We start from the raw sequence: 26,937 nt of genomic DNA on the forward strand, positions 1-26,937 counted from the left end.
GACATTCTTGGCAGCGGAAAAGACCTGTCGGGCCTGCCGGAATATCTCTCAATTATTGCCGACAGCCGCAGGTTTACCTTCGAGAGGGCGGTCCAGCCATCAAGGCGGCTTTCAAAGTTTTCCCGGAGGCGGCTTATGGAGGAGATACGCTGGCCGCAAAACTCTGGAACTTATGGTATTGGGGATGTTTCGAGCCCGGTTGTGGTCATCTGCCCCGTCCAGGACAAAAATATCCAGGAACATGCCGTAAACGCCGGGGCAGCCGCGGCTGGGCCCTGCCTTACCCCCCGGGGAGTTGAGCTTTTGATAACAAACACAATCTCGAACCCGAATATCCGTTATATAATCCTTGCAGGGAGGGACTCCGGGCATTTTACGGCGGACCTCATAGAAAACGTCAGCTTAAACGGGGTTGACGCAAGCAAAAAGGTAATCGGGACGGTCTGCCCCTCTTTTCCGTACCTTCCAAACCTCCCGCCCGATGCGATAGAGCGGTTCAGGCGCCAGGTTGAGGTGATAAATCTCATTGGCATCTTTGACCCCACCCTGATAACTCTTGTGGTCCGGCTTTGCCTCCAGCCGCCGGAAAACGCACATTCCCTTTCGTATGACCGGGTGCAGAAGTCTCTTATGGACTACGTCGAGACGCCTAAGCTTTCAGCCCATATACTCTTCGATTCAGGCAGGTACGAGGAAGAGCCGCTGATTGTGCCTTTTTCGATACTCGACATGCAGTCGATTCCGTATGAAGCATACTCTACTGTCGGGGCGACCATTTATTCCTCCACTCTCAGCGAGGCGCACAAAGTGTCTCTTGACTTTCTCAGGAGGTCTGGAGTGTGGGTCAGGCGGGAGGGGGGAGTCATGTCTCTTGAAACCCTCTCGACCACAATCCTCCTTGAAAATCTCGAAAGCGGTCTTTACCCGAAGGGCTACAGGCCTGTCGAGTCGGTAAAGACCGATGAGCAGCTCCGGCAGTTTCTTAAGGTTTACAGGTTTTGGAACTATCTTGTCCCATGGAGCACTGTTGCTTATGACCCTAAGCAGGAGCGTTTTTTCCCAGCTCTTGCCGAAGACAGGGACGTTTGCGAGTCTTATGGAAGCAGGGTCGCTGCCAAGGGAATAGAGGGCTGCAGCGAGGAGGAGAGAAATGAGATTGTGCAGCTTGTAAAAGCGTTCCAGGAAGAGCATTCTGACAAAATCCCGTCCTTTCATGACCTTCTTGAGTTTTACGAGGAGCTTGAGGCCGTGCAGAGAGACACGTTCAACCAGATTCTGGCGGTTTCCGATGCCTGCTCGATGGTCATTTCAGATGAGCTTACGGGCGCCCGGAGGCAGTACCTGCAGCTTCAGCTTTCAGATGACCTAAGGTCGGTTGACCCCAGAAAGATGCACACACCTTCCTTTGCGACATTTGTTCCCTATTTTAGAAAGGCCTATTACAAGGAGTATAATCAGGATGGGCTCATGAGGCGGGTTCTTGTGGCTTCAAACTCCCTTTCGGAAAAAGACGGCGCGGTAATTTCGGGAGCGGGCATTGGCAAAAAGGAAACTCTGAAATATGGCTGGTTATTTACTCCGATGGCTCACTTTCGCTCGGACGACTGGTTTGGCTTTCCGGCAAGCGTTCACGGTGCGATGGCGCTTGCAAGGTTCATACTCTGGAGAGTCGACAGGACTGCGGGCAGGAGAGTGCCTCTTGGCTTTTATTCGCACCACATGTCTTCCTTTGGCCTGCCGGACTACGCGCTTGACAAGAGTGTTGTCGAGAATTTTTCGAGGTTTTTTCCAAAAATTGCTCCCTGAGCCGAGTTATGGCTATGCCGCCACCGAAACAATTATCAGGACCATAAGCACGATAAAGCCGGTTATGGCTGCAGTCCTTATGTTTCCGCCGAATATTTTTGACATCAGGTAGATTATTGGGGCAAGTATCATGATTGCCATTAGTGCTCCAATAGGGCCGCCGGTTGCAACTGTGTAGGCGAGGGAATCTAGAAGCTCCATCAGGAGCCCGAAAAGCTTTATGCTGCTTCTAATGGCGTCTTCAAGGAGAGTGTAAATTATCTTGAATACAATTGCTATAGGTGAATCCACCATAATATCTGTAGGATATGAAATAGGTATTTTCCTTGCGGGCTTTTGCTTTCCTGCTTATTCCAGGTCCCTGAGGTTTATCACCGGCTTTTTGAACGAGTTATCCAGGATTCTTGGGCAGGCGGTGTTAATATAAGCATCATACGGAAGCCCCAGGAGCTTCTCGTCAGTTATTTCATCGAATATCAGGACTTCCGCCCTTTTGCCCTGTTGAGATAGTTTTTTCCTGAGTTCTCCAAATTCCTTATGGAATTGCCCGGGCTTTTTTGAAACCAATATTCCCACGCTTTTGGCATCCTTTAGCTTTTCGAGACGCGCGAACTTTTTCATCTGCTCTCGCTTTATATGCTCTGAAAGGTCGCTTATTTCTCCTTTCTCAAGGTCAATCCGGAGAACCCTCCCGTTTCCCGCACTGATTGCAAGGGGGTGGAATTTTCCCGAGCCGATGAATATGCTGAGCTCGCTATCGTTTTTTACCTCAGAGCAGCCAAGGATTATCTTTTTCTCCTCTACTGTTTTTCCCTGTTTTTTCAGGGTTTCCTCCAGCCAGTCGAGAGCCGGCTTGAACTGGACGGAGGAGTAGAGGGAGACGTTTTTTTCAGGAAGGCCTCTTAATTTTTCCTCCAGCCCTTTGGGGATTTCAGGCCTGTACTCAAGCGGGAGATAGATGACAGGCACATCGGTTTTGACTCCAAAGTCGGAGTGGCCCAGGTGAATAATCGCGCCGCACCCCATCAGTTTTGCCTCTTCAATTGGCAGGTCGCAGGCGCCATAGCAGGGCTCCCCGGAAATTATTGTTTCGATTCCAACTTCCTTTTCTATTGCTTCTGAAATCTCCCCTGCCCGGGTTTTCAGGCCTTCAGGCGCCTGAAGGAGAACTCTCATGTATTTTTTGGATTTTAGTTCCTCCACGAGCCCCTTGAGATTCAGGTTAAGCATAACTAAAGCTTAAGCAGTAAATATCTAAATTTATAAAAATATTCCAAAAATTGCTTGACTTTCGGTTATTTGCCGCCCTTTTCAGGGCCGCCGCTGTCCTGCCCGACGAAGTACCACATTCCGCCGACTACCACCAGTATAATCACCAGAGCTGTCAGGTCGTTTGAGGACATGCCCATCATGCGCATGTTTCCGCCAAGAAGCATCCAGGCAAGAAGGACAATTACCACGAGAACGGCTATTCCTTTCCAGCCAGAAAAGCTGCTGGGCATCATGTTGCTGTTGGTAAGGCCGATTACTAGCAGTATTCCAAGAATCACGAAGAGGAAGGTCATCATCCCCACTGAAGTGTTGACAAAGAACTGCCCCATTGTGCTCCCGAAAGGAGTTCCCGCTGCAATGAAGAAGCCGACCGACAGGGCAATAAGCCCTGAAACGCCTCTTCCCGTCTTGTCGCTTCCGAATATCTGGAGTTTTATCAAAAGCCCGAATATCATCGCAAAGGTTATTATCCAGGGGAACAGAACATTGTACAAGATTGTGCATAGATTTCCTGAAAGTCCCAGGTATGAGCAAATCGCTGATGCCATAATTACAGGAGGAAGTATATATTTACCTTCCGGGGCGGTTTTTTCTTATAAATCCCATTCCGGCTTTTATTATGGCGCAAAAAAACGGAGGTTCGATAAAGGATCAGGTTAAGAAAATAAGCGACTTCGAGTATTTGATTGAAAAGTCTGCCCGGGCAGGAATGAGGGTGAACGCTAAAGCTATCCTTACCGACCGGCTCCTTGAGGCGGTTGAGGATGAGGCATTAAAGCAGCTGACTAATGTCGCCTGCCTGCCGGGAGTTATAGAGCCGGTTTGCGGAATGCCTGATATCCACTGGGGGTATGGCCTGCCCATGGGCGCGGTCGGGGCGTTTGACTCGAAAGAGGGGATCATTTCATCTGGCTGCACCGGATTTGACATAAACTGCGGAATCCGCATGATTAAGACGAACCTTACCTATGACGAAGTAAAGCCAAAGCTTAGAAACCTTATCGACACCTTGTTCAAGAATGTCCCTTCGGGCGTCGGCTCAACTGGGCGGCTGAAGCTAACCCGGGACCAGCTTTCCGAAGTCCTGGTGAAGGGCGCTAAGTGGGCAGTCGAGAAAAATTACGCTACAAAGAAAGACATCCAGCACATGGAGGAGTACGGGTGCATGGAAGGGGCTGACCCGAACAAGATTTCCGACCTTGCGATGAAAAGGGGGCTTCCTCAGCTAGGAACCTTGGGCGCAGGAAACCACTTTCTTGAGGTGCAGAGAGTCGAGCAGATTTTTGACAAGAAGACCGCTGAAGTTTTCGGAGTTGGTAAGCCCGACCAGGTTATAATAATGCTTCACTGCGGGAGCCGCGGCTTTGGCCACCAGGTAGCAACAGACTATCTGGAGATTCACGAAAAAGCCGCTAAAAAGTACGGAATCGAGCTTCCTGACCCGCAATTAGTTTGCGCGCCGGTGGCTTCAGAGGAGGGGCAGAATTACTTTGCCGCCATGAAGTGCGCGGTAAATTACGCTTTTGTCAATAGAACTGTAATGACTTCGTGGGTCCGGGAGAGCTTCGAGCAGGTGTTTTTGAAGGACTGGGAGGAGCTTGAGATGGACCTGATTTACGACGTCTGCCACAACATCTGTAAATTGGAGGAGCACGAGGTCGATGGAAAGAAGAAGATGCTTTATGTCCACAGGAAGGGCTCGACTCGAAGCCTGCCTGCGGGGCATGAATTGATACCTGAAACTTACAAGACTGTCGGCCAACCGGTGCTTATTGCCGGCTCGATGGGAACTGCAAGCTACATCCTTGTCGGCGGAAGCAAGGCGAAGAACACCTTTTATTCGAGCTGCCACGGGGCAGGAAGAGTTATGAGCAGAAACGAGGCGATAAGAAGGTTCAAGGGAAACCAGGTAAAGTCAGATTTGGCAAACGTCGGCATAATCGCAAGGTCAACTTCCCCAATAGTCCTGGCAGAAGAGTCGCCAAACGCCTACAAGGACATAGATGAAGTCATAAAGGCAGTTGACGCAGCAGACATTTCCAGGAAGGTTGTCAGGGTTGTTCCGATTGGAGTTGTGAAGGGATAGCTTTTGGAGTGCTTTTTTAGAACTCAGGATTCTAACTTTCGAGACTGGTTTTGGCAATTATTAGATTAAAGTGTCTTAAACTATGGAGGAGCCACTGTTCAACCCGAGAACCGTAAAGCGGCTAGTTTCAGATATCAAGATTTCGGCCAAGCAGAAAAGGGCAGCTGAAGACTGGCTTAATCTGCTTAAAGAAGGAAAACTTGAAAAAGAGAAACAAGGTTATTTCCCATTCGCAAACATCCTTCTAAGAGACCTTTTGGGGTACGATATAAGCCTTGAGAGCCTAAAACACGAGGACAAGCACATGGAGTTCTCGTTCGAGGACAAAACAGGGTCAAAATTCGTGTGCTTTGAGGCGAAGGGCACGAAAACCGAAGATTTATGGGCATCTCAGCACCGAAACGAAAAAGTAAAAGAGACGCCCGTCAATCAAGTCAATCATTATATCTACGAATTAGGGATTCCGTATGGAGTTCTGACAAATTACAAGATATTTGTGCTTTTTGACAGAAGTGTGGGGAGTTCAAAATTCCACAAGTTCGATTTCTGCTCAATTCGGGAAAATCCGGAAAAACTGAAGGAATTCGTGGCTATCTTTTCAAGGGAGAGCTTAGAAGGCGGCTTTGTCGAAAAGCTGTCCGAGGCGTCAAAAGTCGAGGAGCGGAATTTCACAAAGGAGTTTTACAAGCTGTTCCACGAAACCCGCCTGATGATGCTCAAGGAATTCCGTGAGAACGGCATTTCAAGGGAGGACGCGCTCCATTATGCCCAGCTTTATCTGAATCGCCTGATGTTTACATTCTTTGCTGAGGACACAGACAAGCTTTCCGAGCGGCTTTTCGAGAAAATGGTGACAGACGCCCTCAAAATGGAAACTTTGCTCTCCGACAGGTCAAACTACGTTTCCGCCACGATTTCTGACCTGTTCGGGCGGATGAATGAAGGTTCGGAAACGCCCGTAAAAATCCAGCAATTCAACGGCGGCCTGTTCAAAGAAGAAATCCCTCAAACGGTGTACTTTAAGGACTTTAGGGATTCAAAGTTTTTCGCCGAGGTTTACAAAAATTCCACGCTCAAAAAGGAGCCGGAACTCGACGAGGCGACAAAGCCGATTTTCACCAAGTACCAGAATAAGCTTAGCCCAATCATCAAAAACCTGCTTCTTATGGCGTCCTTTGACTTCAAGACCGAAGTAAACGTAAATATCCTGGGCCACATATTCGAGCAGTCGCTTTCGGATTTGGAGGAGCTTAAGGAAGGAAGCGAAGTGTCGAAACGCAAGAAAGACGGTATTTTTTACACGCCGGAGTACATTACAGACTACATCTGCCGGAATACGATTATTCCGTATTTGTCCAAAAAAGAGGCGAAAACCGCCAAAGAGTTGGTCAAAGAGTATTCTTCAGACATTTCCGAGCTTGAGGAGAAATTCCGGCGGATAAAGATTTTAGACCCCGCCTGCGGCTCAGGGGCGTTTTTGATAAAGGCGGTCGATGTCCTGCTTGAAATTCAAAAGGAAATCCAGAACTTCAAGCAGGAAAAGGGAGAATATTTTGCGACAGGCGCCACCGGCTCGCTTGGCTCGGGAAAACGGCTCAGCGCAAAAGACAAGCAGATGTCCCTTATCGGAGAAAGCTCAAAATGGGTCGAGGAAGACGAGGCAAGGGAAATAATCCAGAACAACATTTTCGGCGTTGACATAAACGAGGAATCGGTCGAGATAACAAAGCTCAGCTTATTCCTGAAGATTGCCAAGAAGAACAAGAAGCTGATAAGCTTGGACAAAAACATAAAGTGCGGAAATTCTTTGATTGACGACAAATCGGTTGACCCGAAGGCGTTCAAGTGGGAAGAGGAGTTTTCGGAGATTATGTCAAAAGGCGGTTTTGATGTGGTGATTGGGAATCCTCCTTATGTCAATATTGCCAACATTAGTGATGAAAATACCAGAACATTCTACCAAACTCATTATGCAACTGTTAAGAACAAGAGTGATCTGTATAGTATATTTACCGAAAAAGGAAAGAATCTTTTGAAGAAAGAGGGATTATTGAGTTTTATATTCTCAAACTCTTGGTTAGGCACAGATAGTTTCAGCAAATTTAGAGAGTTTCTTGTAAATGAAACAGAAGTATTACGATTAATAAAACTGCCTCCAGGAGTTTTTGAAGATGCAATAGTTACAACAACCATACTTACCTTCCAGAATAAAATTCCCCCTAACAATCACAAAATAGAGCTTTTGGAATATGATAATGGAAAATTCGACAAAATGAATCATGACTTAGCATATGAAAGAATAAAAAGAACTCAGAATTTGACATTTTCTTTCGAGCCGGAAACTATATTTCATACAAAGACCGTAAGACTAGGAGAAATTGCGAATTTTTCTTTAGGAATAAAAACAAGTGATGACGAAAGATTTATTTTGGAAGCTAAAAAAGATAATGATACTTACCCTGTACTTAGAGGAAAAGACATTGATAGATATTATTCCGGCAAATCTAAAAAATGGATTTGGTACAAACCAAAACTTATGATGGAGAAAGTAGGGGCGGGCCCAAGAAAAATAGAATATTTCAAAGTTCCATCAAAAATACTTTTTCAGGGAATATGTGGGGGGAGTATCAAAGCAAGCATTGATACCGAGAAACATCTTACAAACGACAAAATACATATCCTCTATTATCTGGAGAAGAATTACCGGGTATCCTATATTCTAGCTTTAGTAAACTCTAAATTTATTGATGCGTGGTTGAACTCCAATTTCAATAAACTTCTTGAAATAAAAATAAACCAGCTTCAACAAATCCCAATCCCAGAAATCCCGCCCTCCGAGCAAAAGCCATTTATCGAGAAGGCGGATAAAATGCTAAAACTTAACAAAGAATTTTACGAGAAGAGGGCGAAATTCCTCGACAGGGTCGCCCAAAACCTCAAAGTCGAGAAAAGCTCGAAAAGGGTCGAAAACTTCCACGAACTCGCCTTTTCGGACTTTTTGGCGGAGCTTGCCAAAAAGAAGGTCAAACTAACGCTAAAAGAGCAGGACGAGTGGTCGGAATATTTCGAGGGCTACAAAAAGGATTTGACCGGATTAAAGCAGGAAATAGAGAAGACAGACCGGGAAATTGACCAGATGGTTTACAAGCTCTATGGCTTGACCGAAGAAGAGATTAAGATTGTTGAGAGGAGTTTGAAGTAACTATTATATCCAAGGTGAGTATAGAATATATGCTGGAGCAAAACATACCTACAAAACTAAGCTTGTAATTTATGAGGCAAAAAGTCGTCGTAAACGACCTGATGCAGAAGAATTATGTTTACTATCTGACCGAGCCAGTTGGAAAGAATTTCCACCCCGAATTCAAGCCAGACCTGACACCAAAAGAGATGCTTATGATGGGCGTCTTTGGCGGCAAATACATGACTGACTGCAAAGAGGAGTTTCCACAGGACTGGTTTCTAAAGGCAAAGCTTTGCCACGAGTTTCACGACCCGAAACTGAACTTCTTCGGTGTCAACGCCTCAAAGCCCCTCTCTTACTGGCGGGCGAAGGGCTGGATTTATTGGGAAGACCCGAGGGGCTGGTTTCAATGGTATTGTAGATATTATATGGGGAGGCGTTGCCCTGATGATGAACGGCAAATAAGGAGGTGGAAGGCAATGAAGAGGCACATATCACAACTCCAGAAAAATTGCATGCAGGGAGACTTTAGCTGTAGGCGTAAGCAAAGGCAGGCGCTTTTGCACTGGGCTTATGACAGCCGGGGGCTTTAGCATAAATATCGGATTCCATAGAATCGAATGGAAGAGAAAATTAAGAAAAACCTGACAATTACCCAAAAGGAGCACGACGAGTGGCACAGGAAGAACCCCGGCTATGACGAGAAAGACAAGAAGGCGCATAAGCTTTGCCACAAAAAGATTGGGCTCACTGTAAGGAAAAGCTAGTTTGCCTGGTGGTTACCGCCACAAAAAGTGCCAGGATAGCAGAGCTATCAGCAGCCCGAGAACGTAGCCCATGGGAATAATCTTCCTGCCCTTGAACTTAATCCATGGGTAATAGTCGGAAAATTTTGTCCAGTATTCCTTTGGCTTGACAGCAGGGTTTACCCAGTACCAGAAGAAGTCCTCCAGAATCATGCCCGAGAAGTACGCGCTTACAAGGATTCCAAAAAGCTGCGAGTTCCAGCCGTAGATTACCAGAGGAAGCGAGAGCAGAAGCGGCCACATGACGACAAAGACATAGAAGTGGTAGCCCGAAAAGACGAAGTGCTTTCCCAGTTTTATCTTCCAGCCGACTTTGCGCTTGTCCCAGGGGTTTCTCCCCTCGACGTACGCTTCCCAAAAAGACGTGGCAATCATCGCTGCATAGATCCAGATGAAAACAAGCAGCGTGTTCATAATAGTTTTTTCCAGAATATAAATTAGTGGCTGATTCTACACAGAAGTAAGGAATGCCGAGTGTTTGATTGTAGTACAAAAGTGTCCGATTTTTCGAAACTATAAATATGGCTTAAGCCAAGTTTATCTATGACGTCTAATTTTGGCTTTGTAGGATTTGACGGAACAGAAAACAAGCGGACAATTTTTGCAGCAGATGCAGCGAATAAGTACACGGGAAATGATGGCGACCTTAATGTTCTTTTGCGAAATCCCCATCCGACGGCAAGGGCAACACTTGCCTATATGCAAAGGGATTGCCAGAATGTCGTTCCTTACATAAGCGACGAAGGAACAAGACAGAAGTGGGAAGGGCATGGGGTAAAGGTAGCAGGGAATTATCAGGATTTCCTGAGAGCTTCAGATGCCTTGATGATAGGGACACCTTCTCACCAGGAACCGCTTTATGTAAGAGACGGGCTCAACGAGGGATGTTTCATAGCCTTGATGGGCGGAGCGGACAGGGAAGAAATACTCAAGGACCTCGAAGAGAAGAAGTTTAACGTAGGCTGTGGATTGAAGGAGGACCTTACGGGAGAGTTTTTCTTTGGTATGCAAAACTATGGAGAATTCCTTGAGCGTGATCCTCAGTTGGTACAATGCACCAGCTGCAACACAACCGGCTTAAGCCGACTGGCTTATGCGGCAAGACCTCTGGGACTGACCAATATGGCGGGCAACATAGACAGGAGGATTGCTGATCCGCCGGGATCGGCTAAGGGATACATCAATTCAGTAGAGTTTGGTGATAAGCCGGGACACCAGGGAGAAGATGCAGGGACAGTTTTCAAAGATGTGGACTTTAAGATCAGGGCAAGCAAGATTCCCACAACCGTACCTCATGTCAACGACCTGATGCTGGTTTTTGAGGGAGAGGTCACACCTAAAGAACTTGTTGACGCTTTAGCAGGCACAAGCGGAGTGGTTGTGATGCCTTACAAGAGTGAAGGCAAGAAATACAGTGCTACAGGAAATATCCTGGAGAATGTCCAAATCGGTCTCAGAAGGCCTTGGTCGCCAAATGTCTATGAAGCGCTGGTTTCTGAAGCGATAATCCCTGTAAACTTGGGTGACAAAACGATGCTACAGACAAAGTCAATGACCGAACAAATGTCTATCGCTGTTCCAAACCATGTGGAAGCGCTTCTTCTGAACATGAGATACCCCGAAAGTGAAGTCAGGAGAACTATAGATGAGTCGCTTGGGCTTCTTCACGGCGTTTGGCCAGACAAATTGAGTGCATACTAAGACCAAAATTTATTTTTTCGCTTTTTTCTTCTCATTTGGATTGCTTTTGCGCTGGCTTTGAAATATGTCGATGAACGCAAGGGCCAGGCCAATTCCAATCAGGCTGTAGCCAACTGCCCGGTTATCCCCGAAAATGATTCCTGCAAGGACAAAGGCAAACGCAATGCTTGCCAGCGTTGACAGGGGTTTTGGCTTCCTGCCTTTTAAGAGCAGGGCAACGAATGCGATTGCAAGAAGCGACAGCAATGCCAGTACTATGTAAAGCGAAGCAACACCCACCATAACCTAATTATGGATTAGGTTATAAATGCTTCAGTTTGGGCCGGGCCTCTTGCCTCAAAAAATCTTCGTTTCTCGAACCTTGGCAGCTGCTTAATCGAATACTCAAGCTTTGCCGCTGCAACCTTGTCGGGAACTTTGACAGAACCCACCAGCCGGAATGGCCTCCGGGCCTTTGTATACTTTGCGCCCTTTCCTGCCCAGTGGGCTTTGAGGCGTTTACTCAGGTCATTGGTGATTCCGCAGTAATATGTGCCGTCCCTGCATTCAAGAAGGTAGACAAACCAGTTGCTTGGTAAAGGAACCATAATTTACTTCAAAGGCAAAAACCTTTCCATAAAGGAGCGCGTCCTTGTTGCAAAACTGTCTTTTCTGCCGGCCTTCAAGCACAAAGCCAGGATCCCTTTGAATTTCTGCCCGTCTGAGTATATTTCCACAAGTGCAGGTAGGTCTGCTCTGCCCGCAACCCTGGCGATTATCTCCATAATAAACCCCGCATTCATTTCAAGTGTTTACTGGAGTATAGTAATATATTTATAACCCATTGGTGATAATTTATGGTGGATAAGGGAGTGGAGAGTGGAGAGAAAAGGGCGGAAGGAGAGGCAATCGGCTCCGAAAAAGCGGTTTCTGTGGCCACTGGCAAGTCCGGGGGCGAAAGTAATGATCCCGGAAAGGATTACGAAGAGTTTACTCTTGAGAATGGGTTTCGGGTGGCGTATCAAGCTACACCCACAAAAACAATCTCAGCCAAGATTAGGATTCATCATGGCGCTTTGAACGAATTGCCTGGCCAGGAGGGATATCTGCATTTTCTTGAACACGTGCTCGGTGCAGGAGGCACAGCAAAATATACTCCTTTGGAGTTGAAAGACCAATTGGGCAGCTTTGGGTTCTTCAACGCCCATCCAGAGCTTACCAAGATGACTATTCCTGCAGACATCATCTCGGGTGACCTTGAGACCTATCTGGACGTTATGTCGGAAATGCTGTTTCGCCCAAGTTTTGATTCTGCCGCACTGGAGGAAGAGCGCAAAAGGGTTTTAAGGGAAATTTCAGACCATAAGAGTGACCCCCATTATGAGGACTGGGAGGCCTTTGCAAAGGCCTTTTTTGGGGAAAATTCGCCTCAGGATTACCCCGTTATTGGGAAAGAGGCGGTAATCGAAAGCGCGACAGTTGATGGCTTAAAACATTTTTATGGAGAGGGCTTCAGCCCAAACAATATGGACTTGGTTTTGGTTGGGGGCTTGCCATCTGACACAAAAGAGCGGGTCCAAAAGTACTTTGATGAGTTTAGCAGAGGTCCTTCCAGGCGCATGAAGCTTCCAAGGAATCCTCTGCCACAGAGCCCGAAAATAATCCATTCAAGCGCGCCTGACCTGATTAATCAGGCAAATACTTTAGAGAGCAGCGCTGAACTCAGTATGAATATTTACGCCCCAACTGCCTTGGATTCAGACTACTATGCGTTTGAGGTTCTGGCCTATGTTTTAGGAGAGCCCGGCTTAACTTCCCGACTTTTTAAATCATTGAGCCGGGAGAAAGGCCTTGCCTATGGAATTGGGGCCAGTTATGATGCGGCGCTAAGCACGGGAACGCTTAGAATTAGAGGAAAAGTAGACTCATCCAAGGCGGAGCAGGCGATATCGGCAATTTTCGAAGAGATGCAACGCCTTCAGGATGAAGAGGTTTCCGTATCAGAGCTTGCCGAAGCAAAGAGAAAAGTGAAGTACCAGGCAGGGAAGGCAGAGGAGCTTAATGCCTGGCGGGCGAGTTTAATCAGTAGGGATATGGACGGATACCATAATACTGCAGAAATCCTCGCAGGAATTGAAAAAGTTACTGCAGAAGACGTGCAGAAGGCCGCTCAAAAGTATCTCCCAAGCGACCTTGCCGGAAACTACGCACTTCTTCTAAGAGACCCTCTCAAAGACCGGAAGGGCCAGACAATTGACGAGTGGGTGGCGTCTTACGTGAAGTCAGTGTCAGGCGAGCCGTCCGTAAGTGAGGGCATTTGAGCATGGCCTCAGAATTTCGAAAAGGCGAATATGGAAACCGGGCAGAGATTATGATTCTGGTTTTTCAAACTCAGTAGCTCATTGTTTCTGCAGAGTCCCATTTCTGGTAGCTTTTCTGCAGGAAAGAGTGCCCCAGCGGGAAGAGGAGGGCGCTAAGCAGGAGCAGATACTGGCTGAAAAGCGGAAGGAATATCAGCGTGACAAGAATCGGGCAGGTGAGAAGGGAGTAGGACAAAAAGACCTTTGCGTTATACAGGAGTATGTTTGGCTGGAGCCCTGCAACCCTGATTGTGACAGATAGCGAGTAAAAAGAAGTGGCAAGGAAAACGAGGGTGGCGAGGGGCAGGTAACTGGAGTATCCGAGAATGGCGCCTGCAAGCCAAAGGACAATGATGCAAAGCAGGTCGAGCACCATGAAGCCGCGCACCTTGCTTTTTATGAGGTCTGACTGCTTAAGCGGGAAAAACCCGTATGATGTGAAAAGGTCAAACTCAGTCAGCCAGTTGTAAATGGTCGAGGAGATTGCCCCGAAAAAAACTGCGAAAATGTAGAGGAAATTTATCCCTGGCATAAAGCCGGTAAGGGTTTGAAGGATTGCCCATACCAGCCCAAGGGGAATCAGGAGGGAAAATACGAGCTTTGCAATCCCGCCTTCGCTTCGGCGCATGTCAAGGAAGTCTTTTGCTATGAGGTGCGAATACTGCCCAAAAGGCATAATCTTCGTCAGGGGAGAGAGGGAATTGTTGAATCGCCTTCTTTTGTCGGGGTAGTCGACTTTCAGGAAATTTATCGAAACTGCCGAAAGCAGGATTATTGCGGCAAGAGTTACCAGGACCTTCTGGGGCGAAGGCGAATAAAATATCGAGAGGGGAGTAAACAGCTCGAGCGGGCTTGTGCTGTATCTGATAAGGAGTGCTGCCAGCCCCAAAATTCCGGCAAGAACTGCGAGAAGGGCCTTTCTGGAATGCACGTAGACCGTCGAGAGAAAGAAAACCACCGAAAGCCCCAAGAGAAACGAGAGGGTGGCGGTCAGGAGAAGAAGCCCGACATGGTACGAGCTTATTCCAAGGAGAGGGGAAGCAATAGCAAGGCCGAGAATCGGGGGAAGAACCCAGAGGAAGAAGTAGAAGATTATGTCTTTGACAAAGAAGTTTGCAAATATTTCCTTTTCAGAAAGGGGGAGGGTTCTTGAAGAATACGTAATCATGCTCGCCTGCCCGAACCTTCGGTTCATAATCTCTCGCCCGAAGAGGCCGAAAGACCCGACGCTGACCCCGAAAAGAAGGTATATCAGGTGAAACACGCTTATCATCCTGCCAAGGGAATATATGGCCTGGAGGGCAGGAAGCATAAGCGAACCCAGGAAGGAAAAAGCCGCAAGCATTACGGGAAAAAGCGCGAAGTTAATCCCCCCGAACATCTTCGAGTGGACTCTCCATTCTTCCTTAACCATTGCCTTCAGGACAACAAGAGCCATCTTATCCACCGACAAGCTCCAAAAAGAAGGATTCGAGCCGCTTTCTTTTTTTCAGCAGGGGGTTCATCTTTCCCTGGTAAATGAGCTTTCCCTGGTCGAGGACTCCAATGCTGGTGCATATCTCTTCGGCAATCTCAAGCACGTGAGTCGAGAAGAATACTGTTCCGCCACGGAGCGTGTATTGGCGGAGGTAATCCTTTACTTTTTTCTGGATAACCGGGTCGAGATTTATGAGGGGCTCGTCGATAAAGACCATTTCGGGCTCGTGCATGAAGCACTGGGCGAACATGAGCTTCTGCCTTGTCCCCCTTGAGAGGTCCTTGCAAAGAACCGTTCTCTGGTCCTGGAACCGAAGGCGCTTAAACCACTCGTCGCACCTTTCCTTTATTTTCTTCTTCTCCATTCTTCTTATAGAGCCGGCAAAGTGGAGGTATTCTTCTGCCGTGAGAAATGAGGGGGGGTTTTCCTGCTCAGGCATAACCCCTATGGCGGCCCTTACGCCGATAGGGTCTTTAAGGACGTCGAGGCCCAGAACACTTGCCTTTCCTCTTGTGGGCTTTATCTGCCCGGTAAGCATCTTTATCATGGTAGTCTTTCCTGAGCCGTTTGCCCCCAAAAGCCCGAAGAGTTCGCCCTTTGAAACCGAAAAGGTCGTGTTGTTTACCGCGGCAAGGGGGCCAAACTTTTTGGTCAGCCCCCGCGCCTCAATTACGGCTTTCATAAACTATACCTGGGATTTAGAGAATATAGTCAAATTGAAAGGTAGGCTAATCTTTTTTAGAAGCATCCCACATAATCTCAAAGTAGCTCTGATAGGTGTCTGCAAGCTCTTTGCTCTTTATCCTTATGGAAAGAAAAGGGTCTGAGCAGATTATGATGCCAACCCTATCTCCGTAGATTATCGTTGTTGCCCGGTAAGAGTATTTTTCAGGCAAAAATCTCATTGTCGTGGTCTTTGATTTTATTATATCAGGCCTTTTCTTTATCAGCTCCCTTTCGTGGATATTTTCCCTTTCAAGCGCCTTCATGAAGTGTGTCAGGAAGAAATCGATCTTTTTGCTCCTTACGTCTTCGGAAATAATGCAGTAGTCTTTCTTTTTTTCAAGAATCTCATCCACCATTGCTTTCATTCCTTTCGTTCCCCTGAAAATTTCGACCGCTGGCTCTTGCTTTTCCTTTAATTGGGACATTTTTTTTAGCTTTGGAAGAATCTCCATCAGGGCCGCTTCTTTTTCCTTAAGCTGATGAAGCATCCTTTCCGGATCAGACGCCTTGAACTTCTTGGCCTTGTTTTCGGTAACGAAGGATGCAAGGCCTTTTTCAACAAGCGACTCAAGAATCCGGTAAGTTTGTGTTCTCTCTATTTTTGTCTTTCTTGAAACCCCAAGGACCGAGGACTCTCCAATCATGAGAAGCGCAAGATACACTTTTGCTTCTTTTTTGTCCAGCCCAAGCCGTTCCAAAACTGCATCTTCCATAATAGTAGAGGGTATATAAATACTTGATGTGTAATTTGCACAACAAGGAAACAAATAGATAAGGATACTACTATGTTTAGGTGAGAAAAATGGCATGGAAAGAAGTTGAGACTACCCTTGCAGCAAGGGATTATCCCTGTAGAGCAGACAAACTGTTTTGGGAGCTTTCAGGCGATGTCTATGCCAGAAAAGTGGACAATGTATCTGTGGCTAGTGGCGACAACTCTATGAAACTAAAGTCCTACGCCAGAGATGGAGTGGATGCAAATGTGGAACTGGCTCTGGGAAAAGGCCGATTTGATGATATTTGCTCAATACTTCCGCACGTTATTTCTTCAACAGGGAACCGTAAGGAGAAGGCTTATTCCCTTGATGTGGGCTTGAATCTGGGAAGATTTGCCGAAGGTGAAGGCGGGCTTAAAGTACCGTACTTGGAGCATGTGGTCTATAGTCCGGAAGAATCGGGCAAAAGTTCCAAGGGATATGACCCTAAGAACTTCTTGGTGTCGCTGGTGTTTCCGGAAAATATTCGAAGGAAACTTGAGCATTACGGGGATTGTTCTGCCATGGATAAGGATTTGCCGGAAGCCGAGCTTGCGTTGCTTATTGGAGAGGCTGCCCTGAAAGACGGCTTCGAAAGATCTGAGAAGGTCTATAAGTGCGTAACTCCCGTATGCCCGCCTCCAATGAGAATGGACTATAATGAGCTGCTGGACTTCATAAGAAAAAGCCCCAGTTTAAAACTGGAGGGCAGATATGTTGAGAACACAAAGGGTGGAAAAAAGGAGTCGGTTTTGGCAGATATTACCCCCAGCCATCTTTCCCTGGAGTGTCTTTTGATAGACCGGTATAATACAAAGCTTAGCCGCGATAAGCTGATAACGCCCATATTGGAATCCACTGAAGTTGAGTTCAGCCCCAGCGCTGCAATTGGGCTTAATGAAAGATACGAAGGTTTTTTTGAAACCTTGGGCAAGGGCTTTGCCAAGAATGTGCGGGCTTTGGGCAAAAGAAAATTCCTTGCTGGTAAGCGCACTTCAGTAAGAGACTCCCGTGGAGCCATGAGGGAACTGGGATCCATTCCTTTATCTGCCGGCTATAAGTTGCTGGATGAACCTTTGGGCCTCAGTGAGAGAAAAGAGCAAGCCAAGAGAGAAGCAGAGCTCAAGGACTTCTTTGAACGCACTCTCTCCAAAGGCGGGGTCAAAAGGCCGGATGGAAGCACCTGCCTGGCGGTAATGGACAAGAAGTGCCTTACGGATAAGTTTGATGAAAAGAGGAAAGAGGGTGTTTGAGGTGACTGAAAATGGGACTAAAGCAAACGAAGATATTGGGCAGGCCTTACCCTGATGAGCAAATGCTCGTGTATGAGGGCCCGGAAGTCTTTCAGGTTGGAAATCTCCTCTATAAAGAGCTATTTGCCCATGGGAGAATATTCTCAGACGTGGGCAAGAAGCGATTCATACAGCGCTCACTTAACTACCGGGAACTGAAAAAAAGGACGGGTCTAGAGGAATCTCGTCTTAAGGCCGCTCTTGTTAATCTCCTTGAGCAGAATTGCGTGCAGTTACTTGATGGGAGGTATATCATGAATCTGGGTGGTGCGTCAGCTCTCGAGGAATATGTGGCAGAGTGCGAGGTGCAAGGCGTAAGTCTGCCCCTGGCAAAGGGGGGCTTGAGGTGACGGAAAATGGCAAAAGTATATAGAGGTTCTGGCTTAAAGTTAGATAGTCCCTTGCTGAGAGAGTTATACGAACAAAAAGACAGGGATGAAATGAGGCCCCATGGGTGGGAGATTGATGGCTATTTTAGTAAGGCAATCCGCAGTGTGCATCGGGAGATAAATGAGTTCAAACATGGAACTAACGGTGAAATCCTGAAAGAAAGGAAAAGGCTGGCAATAGCGGCGGGAAAGGCATTCGATAGCCCTAAAGACCTGCATTGTAAGGGTTGCGGGGGGGAGGTTTCAGCAGCTAGGGATAAGAGCTACACCCTGCCTATAGTCAGGTACTATTGTGCTCCATGCAGTGAATGGTCTCGTAGGTTCATGCTTAACCGTTCCCTTGAAGACTTGAGGGACTGGAGAAACAATCCCCGGGGCACTATCGAAGAAGATATAAAGAAGGGTACTAATTGGAGGAAAATTAACGTAGAATCTGACAGAAAAGACCTTGAGGATTATCTGGAAGCTTCAAAAAAACAGAAGTATTACGTCCATATGGAAGATGTTGGATATAAGTGCCCTCACTTCGATTGCGGTTTGGTTATAGGGGGCGAACCAATTCCTTATACTACTGAGGACGAGAAGAAAAAGAGAATTTATGTCTGCGGCGTTTGCGAAAGAGAAATCTGAATGCCGGGCTGAGTCCGGACACCATTCTCTTTTTGTGCTTGCCAGAGTATCAGGTTGAGCCGGTCGCCATAAGTGATAAATGCTGCTGGGGTGATTCTCAGTATTAGGTTACCCCCTCGAAAATTTCTCTTCAGGAGCAAATCTTCACCTAATCTTCAGGGCTTGTTTTTGAAGCATTCCAGATTATGTCAAAATAGGAGCGAAACGCCTTGGCAAAGCAGGGGTCTTTTATGCTTATCACCAGGGGGTCCGATTGCCAGAGTATCAGGTTGAGCCGGTCGCCGTAGGTGATGAATGCTGCCGGGGAATTGTTCTTTTCGGGGTAATATCTTGCCTCTATAGTTGGGCAAAACGCCTTTACTTTCTCTACTTCTTCTTTAGCTTCTTTTTTGTTTGCAACAATAGTCCTGCCAAGTGGAATGGTGGTCTTCAGGTTTTTGAGTGGATGCACCAGCCGATGCCCCATTATGCCCATCATCTGCATCGAAGCCCCCAGCGCCAGAACCGGCTTTCCTGCTTTTGCCATATCCAGGAACATGGACTTTACTGCGGCTTTTCCTTCAAGGACTTTTATCTCCCTTTCCGCTTTGTTAGAGGAATAGTATTTTTCAAGCGTTGGGTAAATTTCCATTATCGCGTTCATTTTGCCTTCCAGTATCTCAATCAGGCACTTGGGGTCGACGGGAGAATAATAATTTCGCCCTTCCCGGTTTACATGTGAAGCAAGGCCTTTTCTTTCAAGAACTGACAGCAGGTCATAAACCGTTGCCTTGTGGACCTTTAGCTTTGAAACCAGGGCGGGAGCGGTTGTTTCCCCGGTTTTTAGGAGAAGGTGGTATAGCTTTGACTCAAGGTCAGTCAGTCCAAATTCCCTTAATGCTACTTCAACCTCCATAATATGGTATATAAATACTTAGGTAGTAGGATTTGCGACGACGAAATTAAACAGCAGGAAAATGCAATCACGAGTATGGGACAAAAAACATTAGTTGGAGGATTTAGCACAAAGGAGCTTACTGTGTGCGCCCTTTTTGGAGCGCTGCTCTTTTTCCTGGTTTTCCTTTTGGGGGCAGGGGTGGTGACTGTAACGGGGATCCCTGTTTCAGGTGGGCTTGCAAACATGATGGTGGCTCTTCTGGTGCTTACTATTGGAAAGAGGATTGTCGATAGATTTGGCTCTGCTGCGCTGATATGTGTGGTGTCAGGAATACTTGCAATACCGACCATCAGCTGGGGCCCTCCAGGTGTTTACAAGGTATTCCTTCTCTTGGCTATAGGGCTTGCCTATGACATTCCCTATCATTTGCAGAGGCAGAACCGGTGGAGAGAATTTATAGCAGGCGGCACGGTAGGGGTTATTGCTGCGCCAACAATGTACTTGTTTCTCTCTGTCCTGGGCCTTCCTGGAGCGGACAAGCTGGCGCCTTTAGTGGCAGTTTTCATGGTCGTCTACGCAGTCCTTGCCTCGGCTGGCGCGCATTTTGGAAAATGGATATATGAAACCAAGCTAAAGAACCGGGCTTTTTTGAGGGCGCTTAGCTAGATGAGGTGACAAAAATGACAGATTCCATTTCTTTAGTGAACACTAACTATGCTTCTAACCCCATGAACCTGATGGGGAAGCCAAGGCCGGAAGGCATTTCTTCTCCGGCGGTCAGGCCGCAGCTTGGCCTGGCATCCCTTGGCGCTTACTTGGGGTGTTATATGCCTGAAACTAAAGTCTATCTGGTCGATGCTGTTTTGGAGAATCTGGCTCCTGAGGAAACCGCAAAGCGCGCATTGAATGAAGCTCCGGGAGCCATTGGCGTTTCGTCTACCTACCACAACCTGAAAGAGGCCTTGGGAGTGTTAAGGAGCGTAAAAAAAGATGCTCCTGATACCATTACAATTCTTGGTGGGCCTGGGGCAAGGTCCCTTTTCGACATTGCTGGCGGAAAAGATGTGGAGTATGTAAACTACGCGGTTATGGGGGACGGGGAATTGGATTTAGAAAGAATACTTGAAAAAGCCAGCATCCCAAAGGAAACTCAGTTCACTCAGGATTTTGTGTCTCTCAACATACTGCCAAGCGCCTATGACCTAAACCCGGAAACGGAAAGGCCATACCTGGACATGTTTGATGTTGAAGGGTATTTTAAGGCAAACAGGGAGCTTGGGTTTCACGGAAGGCCAAGCGATGGAAAGCTCTTGACTGACTACACCTGCAAGGGTTGCGGCTGGAGAAGGTGCGCACACTGCAGCACAGAAACTCCCTGGCGGGGTAGAAGCCCAAAGCGGCTTGGGCGGGACTTACAAAACATTAAGGACTTTTACGGGGAGAACTGTGAGCTTTTCATTGTAGATGATAACCCTACTACGGGGCCGGATAGTTGGATAATTGAAACTTACCGGACACTTGGAGAGTCTGGCTTTCCCTGGCATACTCAGATAAGGGTGGACGAAGCGCTTAAAAAATGCGGCGGAAAGCTTCCACAGATAATGGCCGACTCTGGATGTACAAGCGTTTCCATTGGCGCAGAAAGCGGTTCCCAGAAAGTCCTGGATGCACTGAAAAAGGGGATAACTCCTCAGCAAACCCTGGATGCAGTAAAAGCCTTTGGCGATGCTGGAATTAAGACAAGCATGTTCCTGATGTATAACTGCCCCGAAGAAGACAAGTCAGACCTTGATAGAACTCTTGAAATGGCCCGGAAAGCCATTGAAACCGGAAACATAGAATCGGTTCTTGCGTTTGAGTATGTGCCAATACCCGGCTCCAGGGCTTACCGCCAGAGGCGGCCTGGGGGAAATATTAAACAAGGCGAAAAGGAATATTTTCGGGACAAGCTCCTGGAAATCGGGAGAGGGAAGGCGGCGGTAATTCCCGGGACGTACAAATAAGGAGATAATCTTATTTGAGAACTTGTACAATTATGCTGGAAATCCGGGACCTTTCATTTTCCTATATTGGCGAAAAGAAGGTTCTGGATGGAATTAACTTGTCTCTTGACAAGGGCTTGTTTTGCCTTATCGGGCCATCGGGATGCGGAAAGTCGACTCTTTGCCTTGCCCTGAACGGGCTTATCCCCCAGTCAATCCCGGGAAAGCTTGAGGGGAGAATTACTGTCGGCAAGCTGGATACTCAAAAGAAGCCGGTAAGTGAAATTGCCCGCTTTGTTGGGCTTGTCTTCCAGAATCCCGACTCGCAGCTTTTTTCGCTTTGCGCAGAGGACGAGATTGGCTTTGGTCCCTGCAACCTTGGCCTGCCCTGGAAGGTGGTAAGCGAAAGGGTGGACGAATCCATCGGGCTTCTGGATATACCACACCTTCGAAACAAAAGCCCTGAAGAAATGAGTTCGGGCGAAAAGCAAAAAGTAGCGATTGCCTCAGCCCTCTCGATGAAGCCCAGGATTCTTGTGCTTGACGAGCCGACAGCAAACCTGGACCCTGTTTCAGGAGAGGAAATATTCAGGATTGCAAAGCGGCTGGGAAAGAAGATGCTTGTGTTTATGGCAGAGCATGACATAGATAAGGTCATGAGTTATGCTGACCGTGTTGGAGTTATGGCCAGGGGCCGGCTTGAAATTGTCGGAGAGCCGCATCAGGTCATAAACCATCCCGATTTTCAGAAGTACCTTGAGCTTCCTGAAGTCGCCCGTGCAGGAGCGCTTGTTGGCCTCAAAAGCCTTCCCCTTGCGCCGCAGGACCTTGCAAGGAAAATCCGGCTCAGGAAGCGCCTTCCAAGGGAGCGGGCTTTTAAGAATGGAAAGGCGATAATTGAAACAAAAAGTCTTGAGTTTGGCTATGAACAGGCAAAGCCGATTCTTAAGGGTATAAGCCTTAAAATTCACAGGGGAGAGTTCGTTGCGATAGTTGGGGGAAACGGGGCAGGAAAATCAACGCTTGTTGCCCATTTCAATGGGCTTTTAAAGCCGACGAAAGGGGAAGTAAGAGTTGGAGGAAAAAGCACCCGCGGCCAGGAAGTTTCGGCGCTGGCGCGAAAAGTGGGCTATGTATTCCAGAACCCGGACCTCCAGATTTTTGAGGATACGCTTCTTGAAGAAGTCTCTTTCGGGCCGAGAAACATTGGCCTCTCTAAATCCGAAACTTCAGGAAGGGTTGAAGAGGCGCTGCGCTCGGTCGGGCTTTGGGAATTTAGAAATGCTGACCCATTCTCGCTTTCAGTGGGCCAGAAGAGGAGGGTTACGATTGCGTCAGTCCTTTCAATGAAGCCGGAAGCGGTAATCGTTGACGAGCCCTCAACGGGTCTTGACCCCAGGACTTCTGAAGGGGTAATGGCTCTTTTGAGAAAGATGAACCGGGAAGGCAAAACAATTATCCTTGTCACTCACGACATGGACCTTGTGGCCCAGTTTGCAAGGAGGTGCATTGTGATGGATTCCGGGAGAATTGTTGCCGACGGGACTGTAAGGGAGGTATTTTCCGATATGGCTCTTCTCGAGAAGTCCCGGCTAATGAGGCCCGAGATAAGCAAAGTAGGCGCCCTGATTGGAGAGCCGCAGATAGCTACAATAAGCGACCTTTTGAGGTGCGTATCATGAAGTTTTACCAGTACATCCACAGGGATTCCGCTGTCCATCGCCTTGACCCCAGGGCGAAACTGCTCTGGCTCCTTCTCTTCTCAAGCATTGTTTTCATCACACAGAACGAAGGGCTGGTCCTGGCGATATTTGGCCTGACACTTCTTTTTGCGGCTCTTGCAAAGCTTCCAAAAGGCCAGATATGGGAAAACACCAAATTCTTTGTGATTCTCATGCCGATTGCTTACCTTGTTCTTTACTTTCTTCTCCTTGGAATTTCCGCTGAGGCATTTTGGGGAAGCTTAGTATTTTCTGCAAGGTTTCTGGTCCTGATTTTTGCTTCGGTGATTTTCACGATGACCACCAGCACCCGAGACCTGATGCTTGCTCTTTCAAAGTTGAAGCTTCCATATTCATTTGTCTTCATGCTTACAGTTGCTATTCGCTTTATCCCGGTCATAATGGCTGAAATCAACAACGTAATCTGCGCCCAGAAAGTGAGGTGCTACAACCCGGAGCTTAAATGGAACAGTCCAGTTGAAAGCATGAAGCGCTTTGTGCCTATTCTCATACCTGTCCTTATGCTGCTCTTAAAGCGCGCAAACGAGCTTGCTCTTTCTGTCGAGTCAAGGGCGTTCAACCCGAAAGGAAAAGTCACTTACCCGGAGCGTCTTAAGTTCAGGGCTTGGGACTGGGCGTTTACACTTGCAATTATCGGGCTGTTTCTGTTTGTCCTGTGGGCTTAGGGTGGGCAATGATTAGGATCTGGATACGAGCCAAATCATCTCGAAGAATTTCCTGAAAGCGTCAGCGAACCTCTGGTCCCGGATGATGACTACAAGCGGCTCGTCTGAGCAGGTCAGAAGGGTTAGCCGGTCTCCGTATGTAGCAAAGGACACGGTGGAGAAATATTCTTCGGGGTAGAACCTTACCTTTGCGATTGGAAATATCTGGCTCAGCCCTGATGCAAGCTCTCTTACGTCAGACTTGTCCACGAAAATCGCCTTGGCAGAGATACCTTCTTTTTTGAACTTGTTTAGAAACTGCATCGCCCGGTGCTTCATCACAGGAATCATCTGGAGCGCGCTTCCGACAGTATATAGCTCACCTCCAACTTCGCAGACATCACTGAAATATGCTTTCAGCCCCTCCATCCCATCGATTACCCGAACCTCCCTCTTTGGGCTTTTTGAGGTATGCATTTTTTCGAGGAGGGGAAAGACAGATTCAAAGCAGCTTTTTTTCTCTTCAAGCATCTCGAAAAACTTCTTTGGGCTTTCAGGGGAATAGACCTCCCTGCCACGCCGTTTCATGTGCGTTACGAGCCCTTTTCTTTCAAGATTGGAGAGGGCATTGTAAACCGTTGCCTTGTAGAATTTTATCCGCTTTACTATTTCCGGGGCGGTAGATTCGCCGAACCTTAGCAAATCCAGGTATATTTTGCTCTCTGCATCTGTAAGGTCAAACTTCTTTAGCACACTTCCCGGCTCCATAATCAGATAAATATTTAAGTAGTCTATAGCAAGACTACTTTTTTGTTAAACATGGCATACCAAATAGAGGTATGGTTGGAAAATTGGCTACCCGGGACTTAGCGGTTTGCGCTCTCTTTGGAGCTCTGGTGTTTGCCGGTGCCTACCTGCTTGGAACAGGCATTATCGCGCTTACAGGCATACCTGCTACGGGGTCCCTCCTGAATATGGCTTATTCGCTGATGGTCATAATCGTTGGAATAAAGGCGGTAAACAAGTTTGGGGCGGCAACGCTCATTCTTCTTGTGGAAAGTGCCCTTGCAATTCCCACGACTATATTTGGCCCTCCTGGCATGTACAAGCTGGCAATTGCGCTTTTAGTGGCTCTTCCGCTTGACTTTCTTCTGGAAGCTTCGAAAAGGAGCAATATCTCGCTTTACTTTGCAGGGGCAGCCGGTGCTGCATTGAACACCTTGCTTGTCTGGGCTTTCCTGAGCTTTCTTGGGCTTCCTGGTGCAGAGCAGTTGGGTGCTGTTTTGCTCCCACTTGCTGCTGCAAGTGCTATCCTGGGGCTTGTAGGCGCGTATATAGGGGTCTGGCTTTTTGACAATAAGCTGAAGAAGCGGGCTTTTATAAGGCAAATGGGTGGCTAATCTTTGGCCAAAGACCACAGCATCCTAAAATATCCCCTAAAGGCGTTTGCAATAGCGGCGTCTTCAATCATAATCACTACAATCTCGTCTTCCCAGATATTCAGGGCAAGCTTGTCACCATAAATATTGAACGCAACCGGAGAGTTGAATTCGGGAGGGTAATATTTGATTTCTATATTTGGTATCATCCGCTTTACCTCTTCTGCGCCCTTTCTTACTTCTGGCTTGTCGACTAGCAGGGTTTTTGGGTGAAGCGATTTTTTGTTGAAGCTCTTAATCTGCTGAATAGACCGGTGTCGCATAACGGAAAAAACCTGAAGGGAGCTTCCAAAAGATAGTATTTCTTTTTCTTCAGTTGCCATGTCGTTCATCATTGACCGAAATCCATCTTTTCCCACCAGGACACTGATTTCTCTTTGCGGTTTATTTGTAGAGTAGTATCCTTTTAAAATGGGGTGGACCTGCTGCAGGGCATCCATTTTTTCCTTTAGAAGTTCAGTTAGCTTATCCGGGTTTAGGGAATAGTATACCCGGTGATTTTTCTTTTGCACATGGGCAACCAGGCCCTTTCTTTCAAGGGCAGAGAGGATGTCATAAACGGTTGCCTTATAGAGCTTTAGCTGGCTTATCAGGGCAGTTGCAGTTGTCTCTCCGCTTTTCAAAAGGCTAAGGTAGACCTTTGACTCAAGATCAGTAAGCCCGAATTCCCGAAGCGCTTCCTGCGGTTCCATAATAGGGGTTAAGTATTTAAGTAGTAGTGTAGCTTACGACTTATAGGTAAATCCTGCCTGGCCAAAGGAGGATATGGTAGGAACATTTACGACAAAGGAGTTAGCAATATGCGCTCTCTTTGGAAGCATGGTTTTCGTAGTAGGGTATGTTCTGGGAACAATTGTCATCTCCATGACGGGAATTCCCTTTACTGGCGGGATTCTAAACATCCTTGTGGCGGCGATAATATTTTTCAGTGGAATCCGGCTGCTTAACGAAAAGTTTGGGGTAGGGGCACTGATGTTTACGATAGTTTCGATAATTGCTATTCCTACGACGATTGTGGGGCCTCCTGGCGTGGCTAAGGTGGCGGTTGGCTTTTTGTCCGGGCTTGTATTTGACCTTGTGCTTCGTGTGGCCCCGAAATCAAAGTATCGTTTTGCGCTTTCCAGTAGTTTGGGAGTTTTGGCGTCATTTTTCTTAAGTCTCTGTTTGATGCTCTACATACTTCACCTTCCTTCTGCAGAGCAGCTTTTGTCTATGGCATATGTGTTAGTTCCATTATATGCTGTCCTGGGCGCACTAGGTGGACACTTGGGCTCATGGCTCTATGAATCCAAGTTGAAAACCAGGGCTTTTTTCAGGGCGATTAAGTAGGTGCTAAGTATGAATAGAACGATTTGGGTTGGTGAAATAAAAAAAGACTCCTCTTATATAGCTGATGCTAACCTCTGTGTTATTGGGTATGATAAGGGGAAAAACGAATACAAAAATCCTAAAAAAAGAGTATATGATATCGCAAAAGAACTGTCAAGATACACCATTCCCGAAGCGGACGAGACTCGAATTCTTTTTTCGGGAGATAGTTATCTACTGGAAGGTCCGGATGTGCGGGGGATTATAGCTTTGGCAAAAGTAGGATTCTATTCAGACGATAATTTTGACGGATTTACTGGGGTTTTTACCGGTATCGAGCCCTCTGGCTTGAATTTACTTCAGGGAAGAAGAGAACCTCTCTTTGTTATGAAGCAGTATCCTTGGCATGATGTGGCTTTGCCAAAAGGCGCCAAAGAAATGCTCAATCTAGCGACAAAATTTAAGATTTATTTTGAAGGTAC

The 26,937-nt window shown here is 47.2% G+C and carries 30 protein-coding genes; 17 read left to right on the plus strand and 13 right to left on the minus strand.

Annotated elements, in window-relative coordinates; all coding sequences use genetic code 11:
- A partial coding sequence (locus tag JW727_05355; GenBank protein ID MBN2095449.1) for a hypothetical protein occupies positions 1 to 1,806 on the plus strand: 1,806 nt, incomplete at its 5' end.
- A 12-nt stretch (positions 1,807 to 1,818) separates the two neighbouring features.
- Here JW727_05355 and JW727_05360 read toward each other — a convergent pair.
- The 3 genes from JW727_05360 to JW727_05370 all read right to left on the minus strand — a co-directional run bounded on the left by JW727_05360 (position 1,819) and on the right by JW727_05370 (position 3,626).
- Complete coding sequence (locus JW727_05360) at positions 1,819 to 2,100, minus strand: hypothetical protein (protein MBN2095450.1); 282 nt, start codon at positions 2,098 to 2,100, stop codon at positions 1,819 to 1,821.
- A 54-nt stretch (positions 2,101 to 2,154) separates the two neighbouring features.
- A complete protein-coding gene (dph2, locus tag JW727_05365; GenBank protein ID MBN2095451.1) occupies positions 2,155 to 3,036 on the minus strand; it encodes a diphthamide biosynthesis enzyme Dph2 in 882 nt (293 codons plus the stop codon).
- 65 nt (positions 3,037 to 3,101) lie between these two features.
- Entirely contained in the window at positions 3,102 to 3,626 is a 525-nt protein-coding gene (locus tag JW727_05370; protein ID MBN2095452.1) for a hypothetical protein, read from the minus strand.
- 95 nt (positions 3,627 to 3,721) lie between these two features.
- On the opposite strand from JW727_05370, the gene JW727_05375 reads away from it, so the two are divergent.
- The 4 genes from JW727_05375 (at position 3,722) to JW727_05390 (ending at position 9,115) form a co-directional block, all read left to right on the plus strand.
- Positions 3,722 to 5,164, plus strand: coding sequence for an RtcB family protein (locus JW727_05375; GenBank protein MBN2095453.1), 1,443 nt, complete (start codon positions 3,722 to 3,724; stop codon positions 5,162 to 5,164).
- An 82-nt stretch (positions 5,165 to 5,246) separates the two neighbouring features.
- Positions 5,247 to 8,366 (plus strand): N-6 DNA methylase, encoded by a 3,120-nt coding sequence (locus JW727_05380; GenBank protein MBN2095454.1) that lies wholly within the window; start codon positions 5,247 to 5,249, stop codon positions 8,364 to 8,366.
- Positions 8,367 to 8,437: 71 nt separating this feature from the next.
- Entirely contained in the window at positions 8,438 to 8,941 is a 504-nt protein-coding gene (locus JW727_05385; protein ID MBN2095455.1) for a hypothetical protein, read from the plus strand.
- Between the two features lie 27 nt (positions 8,942 to 8,968).
- The gene (locus tag JW727_05390) at positions 8,969 to 9,115 is read left to right on the plus strand and encodes a hypothetical protein (protein ID MBN2095456.1); all 147 of its coding nucleotides are present in this window, start codon (positions 8,969 to 8,971) and stop codon (positions 9,113 to 9,115) included.
- A 12-nt stretch (positions 9,116 to 9,127) separates the two neighbouring features.
- Here JW727_05390 and JW727_05395 read toward each other — a convergent pair whose 3' ends face one another.
- Positions 9,128 to 9,568: a hypothetical protein gene (locus JW727_05395; GenBank protein MBN2095457.1), complete on the minus strand. Its 441-nt coding sequence runs from the start codon at positions 9,566 to 9,568 to the stop codon at positions 9,128 to 9,130.
- 129 nt (positions 9,569 to 9,697) lie between these two features.
- Between JW727_05395 and JW727_05400 the strand changes: the two genes are divergently transcribed.
- On the plus strand, positions 9,698 to 10,855 hold the full coding sequence (locus JW727_05400; protein MBN2095458.1) for a glyceraldehyde-3-phosphate dehydrogenase: 1,158 nt from the start codon (positions 9,698 to 9,700) through the stop codon (positions 10,853 to 10,855).
- A 9-nt stretch (positions 10,856 to 10,864) separates the two neighbouring features.
- On the opposite strand, the gene JW727_05405 is transcribed toward JW727_05400, so the two are convergent.
- Genes JW727_05405 through JW727_05415 form a run of 3 tightly spaced genes read right to left on the minus strand, consistent with a single transcriptional unit; the run spans position 10,865 to position 11,619 of the window.
- Positions 10,865 to 11,137: a hypothetical protein gene (locus tag JW727_05405; protein ID MBN2095459.1), complete on the minus strand. Its 273-nt coding sequence runs from the start codon at positions 11,135 to 11,137 to the stop codon at positions 10,865 to 10,867.
- 14 nt (positions 11,138 to 11,151) lie between these two features.
- A complete protein-coding gene (locus JW727_05410) occupies positions 11,152 to 11,442 on the minus strand; it encodes a GIY-YIG nuclease family protein (GenBank protein ID MBN2095460.1) in 291 nt (96 codons plus the stop codon).
- 3 nt (positions 11,443 to 11,445) lie between these two features.
- Positions 11,446 to 11,619, minus strand: coding sequence for a hypothetical protein (locus tag JW727_05415; GenBank protein MBN2095461.1), 174 nt, complete (start codon positions 11,617 to 11,619; stop codon positions 11,446 to 11,448).
- 72 nt (positions 11,620 to 11,691) lie between these two features.
- Here JW727_05415 and JW727_05420 point away from each other — a divergent pair, with 72 nt between their 5' ends.
- The gene (locus JW727_05420; protein MBN2095462.1) at positions 11,692 to 13,155 is read left to right on the plus strand and encodes an insulinase family protein; all 1,464 of its coding nucleotides are present in this window, start codon (positions 11,692 to 11,694) and stop codon (positions 13,153 to 13,155) included.
- A 70-nt stretch (positions 13,156 to 13,225) separates the two neighbouring features.
- Here JW727_05420 and JW727_05425 read toward each other — a convergent pair whose 3' ends face one another.
- Genes JW727_05425 through JW727_05435 form a run of 3 tightly spaced genes read right to left on the minus strand, consistent with a single transcriptional unit; the run spans position 13,226 to position 16,110 of the window.
- Positions 13,226 to 14,632 (minus strand): hypothetical protein, encoded by a 1,407-nt coding sequence (locus JW727_05425; protein ID MBN2095463.1) that lies wholly within the window; start codon positions 14,630 to 14,632, stop codon positions 13,226 to 13,228.
- Position 14,633: 1 nt separating this feature from the next.
- Entirely contained in the window at positions 14,634 to 15,353 is a 720-nt protein-coding gene (locus JW727_05430) for an ABC transporter ATP-binding protein (protein MBN2095464.1), read from the minus strand.
- 46 nt (positions 15,354 to 15,399) lie between these two features.
- On the minus strand, positions 15,400 to 16,110 hold the full coding sequence (locus tag JW727_05435) for a hypothetical protein (GenBank protein ID MBN2095465.1): 711 nt from the start codon (positions 16,108 to 16,110) through the stop codon (positions 15,400 to 15,402).
- A gap of 89 nt (positions 16,111 to 16,199) precedes the next feature.
- Here JW727_05435 and JW727_05440 point away from each other — a divergent pair, with 89 nt between their 5' ends.
- From JW727_05440 to JW727_05450, 3 genes are read left to right on the plus strand one after another with little or no spacing between them, the layout of a single operon-like run.
- The gene (locus JW727_05440; protein MBN2095466.1) at positions 16,200 to 17,405 is read left to right on the plus strand and encodes a hypothetical protein; all 1,206 of its coding nucleotides are present in this window, start codon (positions 16,200 to 16,202) and stop codon (positions 17,403 to 17,405) included.
- 11 nt (positions 17,406 to 17,416) lie between these two features.
- A complete protein-coding gene (locus tag JW727_05445; GenBank protein MBN2095467.1) occupies positions 17,417 to 17,794 on the plus strand; it encodes a hypothetical protein in 378 nt (125 codons plus the stop codon).
- Between the two features lie 6 nt (positions 17,795 to 17,800).
- Positions 17,801 to 18,463 carry a hypothetical protein gene (locus JW727_05450; GenBank protein MBN2095468.1) on the plus strand — a complete coding sequence of 221 codons (663 nt, stop codon included), beginning with the start codon at positions 17,801 to 17,803 and terminating at the stop codon, positions 18,461 to 18,463.
- Positions 18,464 to 18,611: 148 nt separating this feature from the next.
- Here the strand turns inward: JW727_05450 and JW727_05455 are convergent, their stop codons facing one another.
- Positions 18,612 to 19,358 carry a hypothetical protein gene (locus JW727_05455; GenBank protein MBN2095469.1) on the minus strand — a complete coding sequence of 249 codons (747 nt, stop codon included), beginning with the start codon at positions 19,356 to 19,358 and terminating at the stop codon, positions 18,612 to 18,614.
- Between the two features lie 75 nt (positions 19,359 to 19,433).
- Between JW727_05455 and JW727_05460 the strand changes: the two genes are divergently transcribed.
- The 4 genes from JW727_05460 to JW727_05475 are packed head-to-tail and all read left to right on the plus strand — an operon-like array spanning position 19,434 to position 23,729.
- The gene (locus tag JW727_05460; GenBank protein ID MBN2095470.1) at positions 19,434 to 20,006 is read left to right on the plus strand and encodes a hypothetical protein; all 573 of its coding nucleotides are present in this window, start codon (positions 19,434 to 19,436) and stop codon (positions 20,004 to 20,006) included.
- 14 nt (positions 20,007 to 20,020) lie between these two features.
- Positions 20,021 to 21,343 carry a B12-binding domain-containing radical SAM protein gene (locus tag JW727_05465; protein ID MBN2095471.1) on the plus strand — a complete coding sequence of 441 codons (1,323 nt, stop codon included), beginning with the start codon at positions 20,021 to 20,023 and terminating at the stop codon, positions 21,341 to 21,343.
- A 32-nt stretch (positions 21,344 to 21,375) separates the two neighbouring features.
- Complete coding sequence (locus JW727_05470) at positions 21,376 to 23,004, plus strand: ATP-binding cassette domain-containing protein (GenBank protein MBN2095472.1); 1,629 nt, start codon at positions 21,376 to 21,378, stop codon at positions 23,002 to 23,004.
- A complete protein-coding gene (locus JW727_05475; GenBank protein ID MBN2095473.1) occupies positions 23,001 to 23,729 on the plus strand; it encodes an energy-coupling factor transporter transmembrane protein EcfT in 729 nt (242 codons plus the stop codon). Before JW727_05470 ends, JW727_05475 begins: the two co-directional genes overlap by 4 nt.
- 12 nt (positions 23,730 to 23,741) lie before the next feature.
- On the opposite strand, the gene JW727_05480 is transcribed toward JW727_05475, so the two are convergent.
- Complete coding sequence (locus tag JW727_05480) at positions 23,742 to 24,476, minus strand: helix-turn-helix domain-containing protein (GenBank protein MBN2095474.1); 735 nt, start codon at positions 24,474 to 24,476, stop codon at positions 23,742 to 23,744.
- 71 nt (positions 24,477 to 24,547) lie between these two features.
- Between JW727_05480 and JW727_05485 the strand changes: the two genes are divergently transcribed.
- Positions 24,548 to 25,108: a hypothetical protein gene (locus JW727_05485; protein ID MBN2095475.1), complete on the plus strand. Its 561-nt coding sequence runs from the start codon at positions 24,548 to 24,550 to the stop codon at positions 25,106 to 25,108.
- On the opposite strand, the gene JW727_05490 is transcribed toward JW727_05485, so the two are convergent.
- A complete protein-coding gene (locus tag JW727_05490; protein MBN2095476.1) occupies positions 25,105 to 25,839 on the minus strand; it encodes a BlaI/MecI/CopY family transcriptional regulator in 735 nt (244 codons plus the stop codon). The genes JW727_05485 and JW727_05490 overlap by 4 nt on opposite strands.
- A 73-nt stretch (positions 25,840 to 25,912) precedes the next feature.
- Here JW727_05490 and JW727_05495 point away from each other — a divergent pair, with 73 nt between their 5' ends.
- Positions 25,913 to 26,476: a hypothetical protein gene (locus tag JW727_05495; GenBank protein ID MBN2095477.1), complete on the plus strand. Its 564-nt coding sequence runs from the start codon at positions 25,913 to 25,915 to the stop codon at positions 26,474 to 26,476.
- Positions 26,477 to 26,485: 9 nt separating this feature from the next.
- Positions 26,486 to 26,937 (plus strand): hypothetical protein (locus JW727_05500; protein ID MBN2095478.1); only part of this gene is annotated, 452 nt, incomplete at its 3' end.

The sequence above is a fragment of the Candidatus Aenigmatarchaeota archaeon genome (assembly GCA_016932615.1).
Taxonomy (GTDB): Archaea; Aenigmatarchaeota; Aenigmatarchaeia; order QMZS01; family QMZS01; genus JAFGCN01.